Source organism: Polaromonas glacialis, assembly GCF_000709345.1.
Taxonomy (GTDB): Bacteria; Pseudomonadota; Gammaproteobacteria; order Burkholderiales; family Burkholderiaceae_C; genus Polaromonas; species Polaromonas glacialis.
Genome location: NZ_KL448326.1, coordinates 169014 through 181631 on the forward strand (window position 1 = coordinate 169014; position 12618 = coordinate 181631).

Annotated in this window: 13 protein-coding genes and 1 pseudogene; 11 read left to right on the plus strand and 3 right to left on the minus strand. The window is 60.5% G+C overall.

The genetic code is table 11. From position 1 onward, the window contains the following. The first annotated feature begins 271 nt into the window (after nt 1-271). Nucleotides 272-2635 carry a TOTE conflict system archaeo-eukaryotic primase domain-containing protein gene (locus EC86_RS0124190; RefSeq protein WP_029528347.1) on the plus strand — a complete coding sequence of 788 codons (2364 nt, stop codon included), beginning with the start codon at nt 272-274 and terminating at the stop codon, nt 2633-2635. A 239-nt stretch (nt 2636-2874) separates the two neighbouring features. Next, a complete protein-coding gene (locus EC86_RS0124195; protein WP_084181744.1) occupies nt 2875-3576 on the plus strand; it encodes an NYN domain-containing protein in 702 nt (233 codons plus the stop codon). Between the two features lie 166 nt (nt 3577-3742). On the opposite strand, the gene EC86_RS0124200 is transcribed toward EC86_RS0124195, so the two are convergent. From EC86_RS0124200 to yghU, 3 genes and pseudogenes are all read right to left on the minus strand, one after another. Then, nucleotides 3743-4204 carry a hypothetical protein gene (locus EC86_RS0124200; protein ID WP_029528349.1) on the minus strand — a complete coding sequence of 154 codons (462 nt, stop codon included), beginning with the start codon at nt 4202-4204 and terminating at the stop codon, nt 3743-3745. 188 nt (nt 4205-4392) lie between these two features. Next, complete coding sequence (locus tag EC86_RS0124205) at nt 4393-5025, minus strand: glutathione S-transferase family protein (protein ID WP_029528350.1); 633 nt, start codon at nt 5023-5025, stop codon at nt 4393-4395. Between the two features lie 61 nt (nt 5026-5086). Then, nucleotides 5087-5962 (minus strand): annotated as a pseudogene (gene yghU, locus EC86_RS26690) (glutathione-dependent disulfide-bond oxidoreductase). Between the two features lie 429 nt (nt 5963-6391). Between yghU and EC86_RS0124215 the strand changes: the two are divergent. The 9 genes from EC86_RS0124215 to tnpC all read left to right on the plus strand — a co-directional run bounded on the left by EC86_RS0124215 (nt 6392) and on the right by tnpC (nt 12274). Beyond that, entirely contained in the window at nt 6392-7030 is a 639-nt protein-coding gene (locus EC86_RS0124215; protein WP_051676339.1) for a DUF2239 family protein, read from the plus strand. 26 nt (nt 7031-7056) lie between these two features. Then, nucleotides 7057-7422, plus strand: a complete 366-nt coding sequence (locus EC86_RS0124220; RefSeq protein ID WP_029528352.1) for a GIY-YIG nuclease family protein — start codon at nt 7057-7059, stop codon at nt 7420-7422. Beyond that, the gene (locus EC86_RS28240; protein ID WP_084181738.1) at nt 7419-7862 is read left to right on the plus strand and encodes a helix-turn-helix domain-containing protein; all 444 of its coding nucleotides are present in this window, start codon (nt 7419-7421) and stop codon (nt 7860-7862) included. The genes EC86_RS0124220 and EC86_RS28240 overlap by 4 nt, the downstream gene beginning before the upstream one ends. After that, nucleotides 7828-8352: a transposase gene (locus EC86_RS0124230; protein WP_029524731.1), complete on the plus strand. Its 525-nt coding sequence runs from the start codon at nt 7828-7830 to the stop codon at nt 8350-8352. Before EC86_RS28240 ends, EC86_RS0124230 begins: the two co-directional genes overlap by 35 nt. Further along, nucleotides 8349-8966: a DDE-type integrase/transposase/recombinase gene (locus tag EC86_RS28245; protein ID WP_084181739.1), complete on the plus strand. Its 618-nt coding sequence runs from the start codon at nt 8349-8351 to the stop codon at nt 8964-8966. The genes EC86_RS0124230 and EC86_RS28245 overlap by 4 nt, the downstream gene beginning before the upstream one ends. A gap of 2 nt (nt 8967-8968) precedes the next feature. Further along, entirely contained in the window at nt 8969-9421 is a 453-nt protein-coding gene (locus tag EC86_RS29680) for an integrase core domain-containing protein (protein WP_198026908.1), read from the plus strand. Nucleotides 9422-9840: 419 nt separating this feature from the next. Next, the gene (locus EC86_RS0124240; protein ID WP_029524732.1) at nt 9841-10248 is read left to right on the plus strand and encodes a transposase; all 408 of its coding nucleotides are present in this window, start codon (nt 9841-9843) and stop codon (nt 10246-10248) included. Further along, nucleotides 10236-10589, plus strand: coding sequence for an IS66 family insertion sequence element accessory protein TnpB (tnpB, locus tag EC86_RS0124245; protein ID WP_029524733.1), 354 nt, complete (start codon nt 10236-10238; stop codon nt 10587-10589). The genes EC86_RS0124240 and tnpB overlap by 13 nt, the downstream gene beginning before the upstream one ends. 83 nt (nt 10590-10672) lie before the next feature. Further along, the gene (gene tnpC, locus EC86_RS0124250; RefSeq protein ID WP_029528353.1) at nt 10673-12274 is read left to right on the plus strand and encodes an IS66 family transposase; all 1602 of its coding nucleotides are present in this window, start codon (nt 10673-10675) and stop codon (nt 12272-12274) included. The last annotated feature ends 344 nt before the right edge of the window (nt 12275-12618 follow it).

A 12618-nucleotide genomic window follows, 5' to 3' on the forward strand; every position in this document is an offset into this window, starting at 1 on the left:
TTTTCAATAGAGGATGTGGCTCAAAACTTGTAACTTTTAAGCCAGCCTGAAGAGCCTCCAAAATATGGGTTCAAAAGATACTGAAACTGGTTTTGAGCCTAGCTCGTTGTTAGCCTGCTAACTTTTGAGCACACAAATGTGCATCATCGCCTGCTACCGGCTCTGGTCCTATGATCAGCGTAGACTTTGACTGCGCCAGCTTGCTCAAATGGGTAGGGCACCTGCTGGGCGGGGAGGAAAATGAGAGACGTGTTGACTCGATACACCATCCATGACTGAGCGCGATGCACTGGCGGCGTTGCAGGCGGAAAACAACCGCTTGGTTAGGCTGCTGGAGCAGCATGGCCTTGAATGGCGACTTGCGCCTCAACAGCCTCCCTGCACAGCTTCGACTGAAGAACCAGCAAGTCTCGTTCGTTATTCGGCCGATGCCAAGATCGCCATGTTCCGGCGCCTGTTTCGTGGCCGAACCGATGTTTATCCTGTGCGCTGGGACAGCCAGGCAAGCGGCAAGTCGGGTTATGCGCCAGCCTGCGCCAATGAATGGCGGGCAGGCGTTTGCGACAAGCCCCGCATCAAATGCGGCGACTGCGCCCATCGAGCGCTCATACCGCTGACCGATCAGGTGGTCTATAAACACCTTGCCGGCCAGCACACCATCGGGGTGTATCCGCTGCGGACAGATGACACTTGCTGCTTTGTTGCCGTTGATTTTGACGAAGCCCAGTGGCATGAAGACGCCTTGGCCTTCATGCGGTCATGCCGTGACCTGGGCGTCCCGGCGGCTCTAGAGATCTCCCGTTCCGGCAAGGGTGCGCACGCATGGGTGTTTTTCAACGACAACGTGTCGGCCCGCGATGCCCGTCGCCTGGGCACCGCCATCATCAGCCATACCTGCACGCAGACCCGGCAACTGAAGCTGGCGTCCTACGATCGCCTGTTTCCGAACCAGGACACCATGCCCAAGGGTGGATTTGGCAACCTGATCGCGTTGCCACTGCAAAAGAAGCCGCGCGAGAATGGCTGCAGCGTCTTTGTCGATGAAGCGCTCAACCCCTATTCCGACCAGTGGGCGTTTCTGGCCTCCATCGTACGGATGGACCCCGAGGATATCGAGCCCACCATCTTGCGGGCGACAGGTGGCGCGCACCCGCTCGACGTAACCTTTGTGGACGATGAGGACCTGGCCACTCCCTGGCTGGCTGCCATTCCCGCTACGCAAAAACTGCCTGGGGAGATGCCTGCGTCCCTGGCAGTGACGGTGGCCAATCAGGTTTATTTTGAAAAGGCTGCGCTGCCTCAAGCCCTGGTCAACAGGCTGATTCGCCTGGCTGCGTTCCAGAACCCCGAGTTCTACAAGGCGCAGGCCATGCGGATGTCGGTGTGGGACAAGCCCCGCATCATTGGCTGCGCGCAAAACTATCCCCACCACATTGCCTTGCCCCGTGGCTGCCTGGAGGCTGCGCAGGCGCTGCTGCAGGAAAACGGCATCGCGTGCGAGTTACATGATGAGCGCTGTCGGGGCCAGATCCTTGACGTCAGCTTCAAGGGAACCCTGCGCCTGGACCAGCAGGCTGCTGTCGCAGGCCTGTTGCCCCATGACACCGGGGTGCTGTGCGCACCGACGGCGTTCGGCAAGACGGTCGTGGCCGCCGATCTCATCGCCCGCCGGAGCGTCAACACCTTGATTCTGGTGCACCGCACGGAGTTGCTCAAGCAGTGGCAGGAGCGCCTGCAGACCTTCCTGGGCGTGGGCAAGGAGGTGATCGGCGTCATTGGGGGCGGCATATCCAGGCCCACTGGCCGCATCGACATTACCGTGATGCAGTCGTTGTCCCGAAAAGGTGACGTCAATCCTCTGGTGGCGCACTACGGTCAGGTGATCGTTGACGAATGCCACCATGTTGGCGCTTTGAGCTTTGACGCGATACTTCAAAGGGTCAAGGCCAGGTTTGTCCATGGGCTGACCGCCACGCCCATCCGCCGCGATGGGCAGCAGCCCATCATCTTCATGCAGTGTGGCCCGCTGCGCTACACGGCAGACCGGCCGTCGGGCGCGCCGCATGATCTGGAAGTCTCGCCACGCTACTGTCAGGCTCGTATTGAGACGCCTTCGGCTTCTGGCATTCAGGAGGTTTTCCGCCACCTGGCGAACGACCAACGAAGAACCGAAGCGATTGCTCTTGAGATTCAAAGCGCCTACCGGCAAGGTCGAAAAGTGCTGGTGCTGACCGAACGCACCGAGCACCTGGATGCGATCCTGGCAGCCCTTGAAGGCAAGGTGCCGCCGCCCTTTGCGCTGCACGGCCGGATGTCCAGGAAACTGCGGGTCGAACTGATTGCCGCGCTTGATGAACTGCCAGCCGATGCCCCCCGCATCCTGCTGGCCACGGGCAGGCTGGTCGGCGAGGGATTCGATCATCCCGCGCTGGACACGCTGGTGCTGGCCATGCCGGTATCGTGGAAAGGCACCTTGCAGCAGTACGCGGGTCGCCTGCACCGTTACCACGCAAGCAAGACCGATGTGCGCATCGTCGACTTCGTGGACACAGGTCACCCTGCGTTGCTGCGAATGTGGGACAAGCGCCAGCGCGGCTACCGGGCGATGGGTTACCGGATGGCCGAGCCGAAGTAGCAACTTCGATCACCCGACCCAGGCACGGATACGGCAATGGTGCCTTGCCGCCAACTGAAAACAGGTCGATGGCGGCATCCTGGAGAACTCGGCAGGGATTGACTTTGGTTCCAATAAGAGCTACTATCAGAACACCACTCCTCCTTTGCCGCGTCATTTAGTTGGCTTCCGGCTCAGGACGAAAAAACCGCTCTTGAGCGGTTTTTTCATGCCCAATTGATTTTCAGAAAGCCGCTTTGGTGACAAAGAAAACGGCCGTCTACGTCGACGGCTACAACTTGTATTACGGCCGGTTGCGCAATACGCCGTACAAGTGGCTCGACCTGGTGCGCCTGTTCGATGACCTGATGACCGTTCAGGACGGTGGCGCCCGCATCGAAGCGGTCAAACTCTTCAGTGCGCATGCATTGGCGCGTTTTGCCTCGCACGGCAACGCCTCGGTGCAGGCACAGCAAGCGTACCACCGGGCACTGCAGACCCTTTATCCAGAGCGCTTTTCGATCGTTCTCGGAACCCACAGCATGGACAACAGCGGCGCCCTGGTTCCCGTCTTTCGCGATGGTATTGCCTACGACAGGAATGATCGTGTGCGGGTCTGGAAGATCGAGGAGAAAAAGACCGATGTGAACCTGGCCATGGCCATGTACCGGGATGCCGCCAAAGGCCTGTTCGACCAGGTCGTGCTCTGCTCGAATGATTCGGATGCTGAGCCGGTGCTGCAGGCGCTACGCGAAGACTTTCCCGCGCTGGTGATTGGCGTCGTCACGCCCGTGTCACCGCCAGACCCGGCCAGGGGCAGTCCTCGAGGGGTTAGCTCATCGCTCTCGCGCCATGCCCATTGGACACGCCGCTACTTGCTCGATGGCGAACTCGCGGCTGCGCGGTTGCCGCCACGCGTACCCACGAACAAGAAGCCAATTGTCAAACCATTGCACTGGTGAGTATCCTGCCTGGCTACGAGGCATTTCAGCATGGCGCCGTGCATAAAAGATGGTAGCCTGATGGGGCTGATTTAACAAAGTTAACATAATTATGTTCGTGGAATGTCGCCGTTGGGAGTTTTGGTGCCACAGGCAATTATGTTCAATCCACTGGCAACCTCTGAGTTCAACTTGAATGCTCGGTCGCTTTGTCGATGGAAAGACCGGGCCTCTCGTCGTCCCACGCCATGGCGCTCATTTTCCAGCCCTCAGGCGTGTTGACAAACTGCGTGGTGATCATCCCTCGGGCTTCGAACGGCTTTGTGTTCAATGTGCCGGATTTGGCGTAGGCACTGAATCGATGCGCCACGTTGCCGAAGATCACGGTGGATTCCGAAATCTCGGACTCATGAAACCGCGTGAGCGTGCCCGAGTTCACCAGCGCCTCTCGTGGCGCAATGAACTCCTGAACTGATGAGATCTCGGGTGCAGAGCCGACGTTCTTGATGAGCAAGCCGCGTTCGATGAACAAGACTGCAATGCTTGCGTACGAAGGCGCTTCGCCGGGCTCGAAAGACACAGCCTGGAAGAACTTCATGGTGAGACGGTCCAGTTCCGCCTTGACCAGGCTGCGCTCCAGATGGCTCATGTGTTTTGCGTCCGTTAGGGATTTCTACGCAGCCTCGACATGGGCACGATAACGGTCAATGGTTCGGCGCCAGGCTGCTTGCGATTTGCAGCGTTTGGGATCGTTCAATTTAGCGCGAGCGTGCCATGAAGGCAAGGCCTGGTGCCGTAGGCCACAAATCATTACGCTGCTCACTTGGGCAATCACCTCTAGACAGACATCGATGGCCGCTGGCCCATTGCCGCCCGCCAGCGCTGCAGGTGTGGGTGTTGTTCACCGGGCTTGATTCTCACAACGCGTGCAAAGTCAAGGGCCACCACCGCAGTGATGTCGGCTACGGAGAAACGGTCGGTGGCGATGAAGTCGCGCTCAGCCAGGCGCTCGTTGAGCATGACAAAGAACTGCTGCACCCTGGCCATGCCGCGTTGCGCCAGTTCGGGAATCTGCGGGTAATCCATCGGCCCGGGCAGCGCCCGGTTGGCCATGGCCGGCGCGCTGTTGCGCAGTGCTTCGGCAACGGCCAGCAGCCCCTCGAACTCGACGCGCCAGTTCAAGCTGGCAATTTGCGCCTTTTCATTCGGAGTGGTGCCCAATAGCGGTGGCTCCGGGTAAAGCGCCTCCAGGTAGGCCGTGATTGCCGCGTTGTCGGTCAGCACAGTCACCTCTTCAGTGCGCAGCGCTGGGACCATGCACTTCGTATTGATGTTTTGGTAGGCGCTGCTCAATTGCTCGGAATTCCTCAGGTCCACCTGGACCGTCTCATGGGCAACCCCCTTTTCGGCGAGAAAAATGCGGGCGCGGCGCGGGCTGGGCGCGCTGGCGCAGTCGTACAGGGTGATCATGGTTCAATTCCATTTGAAGGACAGGACAGGACAGGACAGGAAAAGTAAAGTCAACTGAGCATCAAAGCGGCCCAGTCAGCTTGTCCTGGGTCTGGGTGTCGAAGTCGCTGGCATCGTGGCGCTCGTGCAATTGGCTCGATGGCGCGCCCATGGTGCGGTTGACCATGCGGCCGCGCTGCACGGCCGGACGCTGGGCAATCTGGTTTGTCCAGCGCAGCACATGGGTGTACGCCTGAACCTGCATGAATTCACCTGCTTCGTACAGATGCCCCTTGACCAGCGTGCCGTACCAGGGTCACACCGCCATGTCGGCGACGGTGTACTCGTCCCCCGTGAGATAGGCGCTCTCGGCAAGGCGACGGTCGAGCACATCCAGCTGGCGCTTGACCTCCATCGCGTACCGATCGATCGCGTACTCGATCTTGGTTGGCGCGTACGCGTAGAAATGACCGAATCCCCCGCCCAGAAAAGGCGCGCTGCCCATCTGCCAGAACAGCCACGACAGGCATTCGGCGCGCCTGAGGCCGTCTGCGGGAAGAAAGGCGCCGAACTTCTCGGCCAGATACATCAGGATCGCGCCGGACTCAAACACCCGAACTGGCGTTGGTCCACTGCGGTCCACCAGCGTCGGGATCTTGGAGTTTGGATTGGCTGAGACGAAACCGCTGCCGAACTGGTCACCGTCCTGGATGCGGATCAGCCAGGCGTCGTACTTGGCGCCCGTGTGCCCCGCTGCCAGCAGTTCTTCGAGCATCACCGTCACCTTGACGCCGTTGGGCGTGCCCAGTGAATAAAGCTGCAGCGGATGGCGCCTGACCGGCAGCTCCTTGTCATGGGTCGGGCCCGCGGTCGGCCGATTGATGCTGGCGAAGCGGCCACCGTTATCCTTGATGCCAGACCAGACCCTGGGCGGCGTGTAAGAGGAAGAGTTGTCCATGGGGAAGGCAGTTTGCCCTGATTGAAGCTTGTGGGGCGGGAGTGTTCTCGGGCCCATGGTACGCGGATCGCCGTCAAGTGACGGTTTCATCCATGCTGGCGATATTAGCTGTCCTCGCTTCAAAGAACAGGAATTCTTGCGCTGAGCGGATCTTGCGGTTTGCGTGCAGGTGGCAAAGCTCTGTTCTCATATCTCAACGAGGTTCTCTATCTACGACACATTGGTTTGGTCGGACACAACGGGTTTGGCAAGGCTGCATTGGCACACGGGCTAACGAGTGAAGCGGAATCCATCGGTGGGCGCCAACCGAATTGGCAGTACCGATGCGCCAGTCACAGAAGCACCACGGCCAATTTTCACCCGGGTATTATTGACACGGTAATTTAACCCGGGTATTATTGGCTCATCCAATTCAAGCCCAATCTCACCGTGACTGATACCGCTACACCTTCCTACACCAGCTTCAACAGCCACAAGCGAATTGCCTCTGGCAGCTTGAAGGTCAACGCATTGGCTGTGAAACACGCCCTGGCGGCAGGCGTACCCAATCCGCTGCTGACCTTCTGCGACCAGACTGGCCAAGTTGTCGATATCGACATTCGAGGAAGCGATGCCGAGATGTTTGCACGTCTACCGCCAGACGGGCACCAGCTTCAGGGAACCGACTCGGCACTGATTGATTCCGCGGATCCTGGTGAGCCACGTGGCCGTGGCCGCCCAAAGCTTGGGGTTGTCGCGCGAGAAGTCACGTTACTGCCGCGCCACTGGGATTGGTTGGCTGCACAGCGAGGCGGTGCATCGGTGACTTTGCGGAAACTGGTTGATGAGGCACGCCGGGCAAGCGTGGACCGAGACCGACAACGCCAGACGAATGAACGTGCGTACCACTTCATGTCCACCATGGCTGGTGATATGGCTGGGTTTGAAGAGGCCTCGCGTGCACTGTTCGCAAACGACGCGGCAAAGTTCCACCAACTGACCGAAGCTTGGCCGACCGACGTTCGCGATTACCTCAGGTACCTTGCTTGTCCGTTCCCGTTGGCAGAAGTGCCATCGCTTGCACCGTGACTCATTTGGAACAAAAAGGAATGATGATGACAAACAAAAAGACGCTGAAACGACAGTATCTGGAGACGAAAACCCGAGCAGGCGTATATGCGATCCGTAACCAGATCACGGGCCGGGCGTTGGTTGCCGGAAGTACGAACGTTCAGGGCACACTCAACCGGCATCGTTTTGAACTGCAGCATGGACTGCATCGCAATGCGAGGCTTGCGCAGGACTGGGTCGAGCACGGTGAGACCAACTTTCTCTTCGACGTACTCGATATGGTCAAACCCAGCGAAGATCCAGCGTTCAATGCCACACGAGAATTGGAAATGCTGGTCAGTCTATGGCGCCAGGAAATCCCTTGTGTCGGCGAACTCGGCTACGACGAACCCAGGAGCGAACCTCGATGAACACGAATCTCGGCTTCTGTTTGGCGCTACACCGTGCCAACGCCAGCCTGCAACTCAAGCTTGACGACGAGTTGGGCATATACCATGGCATCAGTTTCAACGACTTTGCGTTGCTGAATTTGCTCGCGCGAGCGGACGGTGGTCGGGTAAGCATTCCGGAACTCGTGCGTCCGCTTGGTCAGCCTCAATCAGCTGTGCTGCGTCAGTTGATCTTGCTCGAGAAAATAGGCCTCGTGGTGCGCGAGGGTGCGAATGGATTTCGTCAGGCCGTGCTTCGCCCAGCCGGGCGTGCGCTGGTGAACGCCGCACGCGAGACTGCCGATAGCATTTGCACCGAAGCCCCGGGTGTCAGACTTGTTGTCGCGTCCAATTCTTCAATGGCTAACTGCCCGGCAACGACATTTCATGACCAGAACACCGCATTCACATCACTCCCTTGAATTTAAAGAGCAGGCATTGCTCAAAGCCAGGCATCGCGGCACGCGTTCCGTTATCAGCGTTGCCAGTGAACTCAACATGTCCGCCGGCACGCTCAGGAAGTGGCTGCAAAGCGCAAGCAAGAAAACCGGCACGATAGCCCCCCCGGTGTCCGCTGCAACTGCTGCACTGGACGGCCCGGCGTCGGCCTGGACGCCTGCACAGCGTTTGATGGCGCTGCAGCAAAGCTATGCACTGGATGACATGGCCCGGGCCAGCTGGTGCCGCGAGCATGGCGTGTTCGAGCATCAGCTGGTGCAGTGGCACCAGGCGTTTTGCACCCCTGCCGTGCCCGCTTCACGCGAGGCGAGCGGCGCCTTTCGCGAGCTGCAGCGCCAGCATGATCAGTTGCAGCGCGAACTCAGGCGCAAGGAAAAGGCGCTGGCCGAGGTGGCTGCCTTGCTGGTGTTGCAAAAAAACTTCCAGGCGCTGTTGGAGGGCGCGGACAAATGACGTCCGTCCAGCAGCGCCAAAAGTTGCTCGGCCTCATTGACAAGGCCTGCGCCGACGGGGCGCGTTTGCAACCGGCTTGCCGCCAGATCGGCTTGTCGTGCCGCAGCGTGCAGCGCTGGCAGCGCTCTGAGGCGGCCGAGGGTGACCAGCGCCCTTCAGGCAAGCGGCGCTATGCACGCCCGGCCAACAAGCTGCTTGAAGAAGAGCGCCAGGCCGTGATGGCCACGCTCAACAGCGAAGCGTTCAAGGACTTGCCGCCGAGCCAGATCGTGCCTCGCCTGGCCGACAGCGGCGTCTATGTGGCGTCCGAATCCACGATGTACCGCCTGCTGCGCCAGGAGGGCCAGTTGGCCCATCGGCGCGCAGAGCGTTCAGCGCAAAAGCGCAGCCGGCCGCGCGCCCTGGCCGCGACCGGGCCCGATCAGGTGTTTTGCTGGGATATCACGTACCTGCCAACCCAGGTGCGCGGCCAGCACTTCTACCTGTACCTGTTCGAGGACTTGTTCAGCCGCAAGATTGTTGGCTGGCAGGTGTTCGACTGCGAGAGTGCCGAGCTGGCCAGCCAGTTGCTGCGCGACATCTGCGCGCGGCACAGCATTCCCCCGGCCAATTGACGGTGCATTCGGACAATGGCGCGCCGATGAAGGGCGAGACCATGCTGGCCACGATGCAGCGCCTGGGAGTGGCGCACACGCGCAGCCGGCCGTCCGTGAGCAATGACAATCCGTACATCGAATCAGCATTCAGAACCCTGAAGTACCGCCCCGAACTGCCGGTCAAGCCGTTCGAGAACCTGCTGGCCGCAAGGCGCTGGGTCACCGAGCTGGCCCATTGGTACAACCACGAGCATCGCCACAGCGCCATCGGCTTCGTAACACCAGCGCAGCGCCATGCCGGCCTGGACAGAGGCCTGCTTGCGCAGCGTGCGCTCGTCTATGAACGGGCCCGCCAGGAAAATCCTCAGCGCTGGTCAGGACAGGCTCGCCAGTGGGCGCATGTCGATGTCGTGCACCTCAACCCAGAAAACCCACAAATCAAGGAGCTTCGAAACACTCAAAAGGTAGCCTGACTCACTTCACTTCAGGCGACAACTTCCTTGACAGCCACCGGTTTCACTATGAGTGCCCTAGTCACAACGGTGGTGATGGCAACATTGGTTGTCGGACCGTTCTATCTCTCTGGTGCGCTTGGGCTCGCTCCGGCCCATGTTGGCCTGGTTATGTCATCAGGTCCCATCATTGCAGCACTCACAGGTGCTCCTGCTGGTCGCCTAGTTGACCGGTTGGGTGCATACCGAATGGGAATTTTTGGACTCGTTGGCATGGCCATCGGCACATCCGTAATGGCTCTGCTTCCATCAGGGTTCGGCATACCCGGTTACATCGCACCGCTCGTAGTCATAACTGTAAGCGGTCCGCGAACCACGCCCTTTTATTCGTGAGCTGATTCGATGATGCTATGTGTCCATCTACAACTACATGGACACCTATGACAGAGATGAACGCAGAGTTGCTGGCCCGGCTGGTGGTCGGGCGCAAACGCGACGGACGGTGCACTTACGACCCGCTGGCCAAGCAGGCGCTAATTGACGAATGCCTCAAGCCTGGCGTGTCGGTGGCGCGCGTGGGGATGCTGTACGGCATCAACGCCAATTTGCTGCGCACCTGGATTGCCAAGTCAGGCCAGCCCAACCATGGCAAAGCGCTGGCGTCGCCAGCGGCTTTCGTGGCCGTGCAGGTTAGCGAGCCGGCAGCGCCGGCTGCAACAACCGCACCAGTCGCACTTTGCCTGCACGTGCGCCTGCCCAACGGGGTGGCGCTCGATGTGGGCCAGGTCCCGCTGGAGGCGATGGCGCCCGTGCTGCAACTGCTGGGCACACTGGCGTGTTCACGCTGAACGCCACCCGTGCGGTGTACCTGCACCAGGAGGCCATTGATTTTCGCAAGAGCATCAACGGTCTGGCCAGCCTGGTCGAGCATGGCCTGGGCCTGGACGCGTTTGCCCAGGCACTGTTTGTCTTTGCCAACCGCAGGCGCGACCGCATCAAGATTCTGGGCTGGGATGTCAACGGGTTTTGGCTGCTGCACAAGCGCCTGGAGAAGGACCGCTTCATCTGGCCGCGAGGCGAACTCGGCGTCGTGACGCTCAGCGTGGAGCAGCTGCACTGGCTGCTCAAGGGTATCGACATCCAGGCCCTGCGCGGACACCAGGCCGTGCGCTACGAGCGCGCAGCGTAAGGGGGACAAATTCTGGCTTGGAAGGCAAGGCTCAGACTCGGATTTTTGGGAACTTTCACCCGCGCCGCCTTGTCTAAACGGGCATGCTCGCTGTGCCTGATGCCCAAGAAATAGACGCCTTGAAAGAGGCGCTGGCGCAGGCTTTGCAGCGCAGCGACGCCCTGGCGGGGGAGTTGCGTATGGTGCGCGCCGAGCGTGACCTGCTCCAGGAGCGGCTCAAGCAGTTCATGCGCAAGCTCTTTGCCGCCCGCAGCGAAGCGGGCAGCCCGCAGCAAAGGGACCTGTTCTTCAACGAGGCCGAGGCGCTGGGCGCGGCCAGCGAACCGGCCACTTGCGACGGCCACGAAGATGGCAGCCAGGAGGTCCGCGCCCATCAGCGCGTGCCGCGCGGACGCAAGCCGCTCGATGCGGCCTTGCCCCGGGAGGTGGTGCGCCACGAACTGCCCGAAGACCAGCGGGTGTGCCCGCACGATGGCACGGCGCTGGTGGAAATTGGCGTGGAGACCAGCGAGCAGCTCGACATCATTCCCCAGCAGGTTCGCGTGATTCGCCATGAACGCGTCAAATATGCCTGTCCCTGCTGCGATGGCGCCTTGCGCCTGGCGTCCAAGCCGGCGCAAATCATCCCCAAGGGCTTGTTCAGCGAAGGCCTGCTGGCCTGGGTGATTACGTCGAAGTATTGCGACGGCCTGCCGCTGTACCGCCAGACGGCGCTGCTCTCGCGCTTTGGCGGCGGCGACCTGGCGCGCAACACCCTGGCCGCCAGCGTCGTGCGCGTGGGCCGGGAGGTGCAGCCCATCATCAATGTGCTGCGCGACCATTTGCTGGACTCGCCCCTCATCCATGGCGACGAAACCCATGTGCAGGTACTCAAAGAAGCCGGCAAAAGCGCGCAGTCCAAAAGCTACATGTGGGTGCAGACAACCCCGTGCTCCGGGGTGCAGGGAGCGGGGCCACCCATCCGGCTGTTTGGCTACGCGCCCTCGCGCAGCACGGCGGCCGCACAAATCCTGTATGCCGGGGTGCAAGAAGGCAGCGTGCTGATGACGGATGGCTACGCGGTTTATGACGCCATCGCGCAGGCGCACCACCTCGTGCATCTGGGATGCTGGGCGCATTGCAGGCGCGGGTTCCATGAGGCGCTGCAGGCGCTGCCCAGGAATGCGCGCGGCCCCGAGCAGCTCGCTGCGCGGTTTCTCGCGCTCATCGCCCAGTTGTATGCGGTAGAGTCGCGCGCACGCGAGCACCGGCTTCCTCCCCAGGAATTGCTGGTCCAGCGGCAACAGCACAGCGTGCCCGTGCTTGGCCAGATAGAGGCGTTGCTGCTGGCCAACGTGCACACCGTGCTGCCGGGCAGTTTGCTGCGCAAGGCGCTGCATTACCTGGCTTCGCAATGGACGAAGCTGGCGCTGTATGTCACCGATGGCGCCTACCCGATTGACAACAATGCTGCCGAAAATTCGATTCGTCCGTTTTGTATTGGAAGACGCAACTGGCTCTTCAGCGATACGGTAGCCGGCGCACAGGCCAGCGCCAACCTGTATTCGTTGCTGCAGACCTGCGTGGTCAACGGCGTCGACGGCTACGCGTACCTGCGCGCATTGCTCACCGCGCTGCCCAGCGCGCAAACGGCAGACGACTACGAGGCGCTACTGCCTTGGCGCATTACATTGCCCGGCCGCTGAGCAGCGGCCGGGCAACGCTCCTCAGCCATTTCAATCACACCCCGGCCAGCGGCGCAAGGTACGCTGTTAATTGACCGCATACTCGGGTTGATTACCGGCGCATCACTGATGGGCGCTGTGTTCGCCATGGGAGCGGCCACTGCCAATCTCCTGAAGGCACCTCCGGAGGCGGTTGTGTCTGGTATGCGCTTCACTTTTGAAGTCGCCGCAGGCCTGATCAGCCTTGCGCTCGCCATTGCGTTTGCAGGTCAGGCTATTTCACGCCGAACCTCTCAATTGCATATTCCGTTTCATCGTGACCGCACATTCCGGCAATGTGACCAGGGATTCCGGTCATCGTGACC

Bases quoted from the DNA above. Each gene is read 5' to 3' on its own strand.
- EC86_RS28240 (WP_084181738.1), top strand. From the start codon at position 7,419: ATGAACACGAATCTCGGCTTCTGTTTGGCGCTACACCGTGCCAACGCC.
- EC86_RS0124205 (WP_029528350.1), bottom strand. From the start codon at position 5,025: ATGATCACCCTGTACGACTGCGCCAGCGCGCCCAGCCCGCGCCGCGCC.
- EC86_RS0124200 (WP_029528349.1), bottom strand. From the start codon at position 4,204: ATGAGCCATCTGGAGCGCAGCCTGGTCAAGGCGGAACTGGACCGTCTC.
- EC86_RS28245 (WP_084181739.1), top strand. From the start codon at position 8,349: ATGACGTCCGTCCAGCAGCGCCAAAAGTTGCTCGGCCTCATTGACAAG.
- EC86_RS0124240 (WP_029524732.1), top strand. From the start codon at position 9,841: ATGACAGAGATGAACGCAGAGTTGCTGGCCCGGCTGGTGGTCGGGCGC.
- EC86_RS0124190 (WP_029528347.1), top strand. From the start codon at position 272: ATGACTGAGCGCGATGCACTGGCGGCGTTGCAGGCGGAAAACAACCGC.
- tnpC (WP_029528353.1), top strand. From the start codon at position 10,673: ATGCTCGCTGTGCCTGATGCCCAAGAAATAGACGCCTTGAAAGAGGCG.
- EC86_RS0124230 (WP_029524731.1), top strand. From the start codon at position 7,828: ATGACCAGAACACCGCATTCACATCACTCCCTTGAATTTAAAGAGCAG.
- EC86_RS0124220 (WP_029528352.1), top strand. From the start codon at position 7,057: ATGACAAACAAAAAGACGCTGAAACGACAGTATCTGGAGACGAAAACC.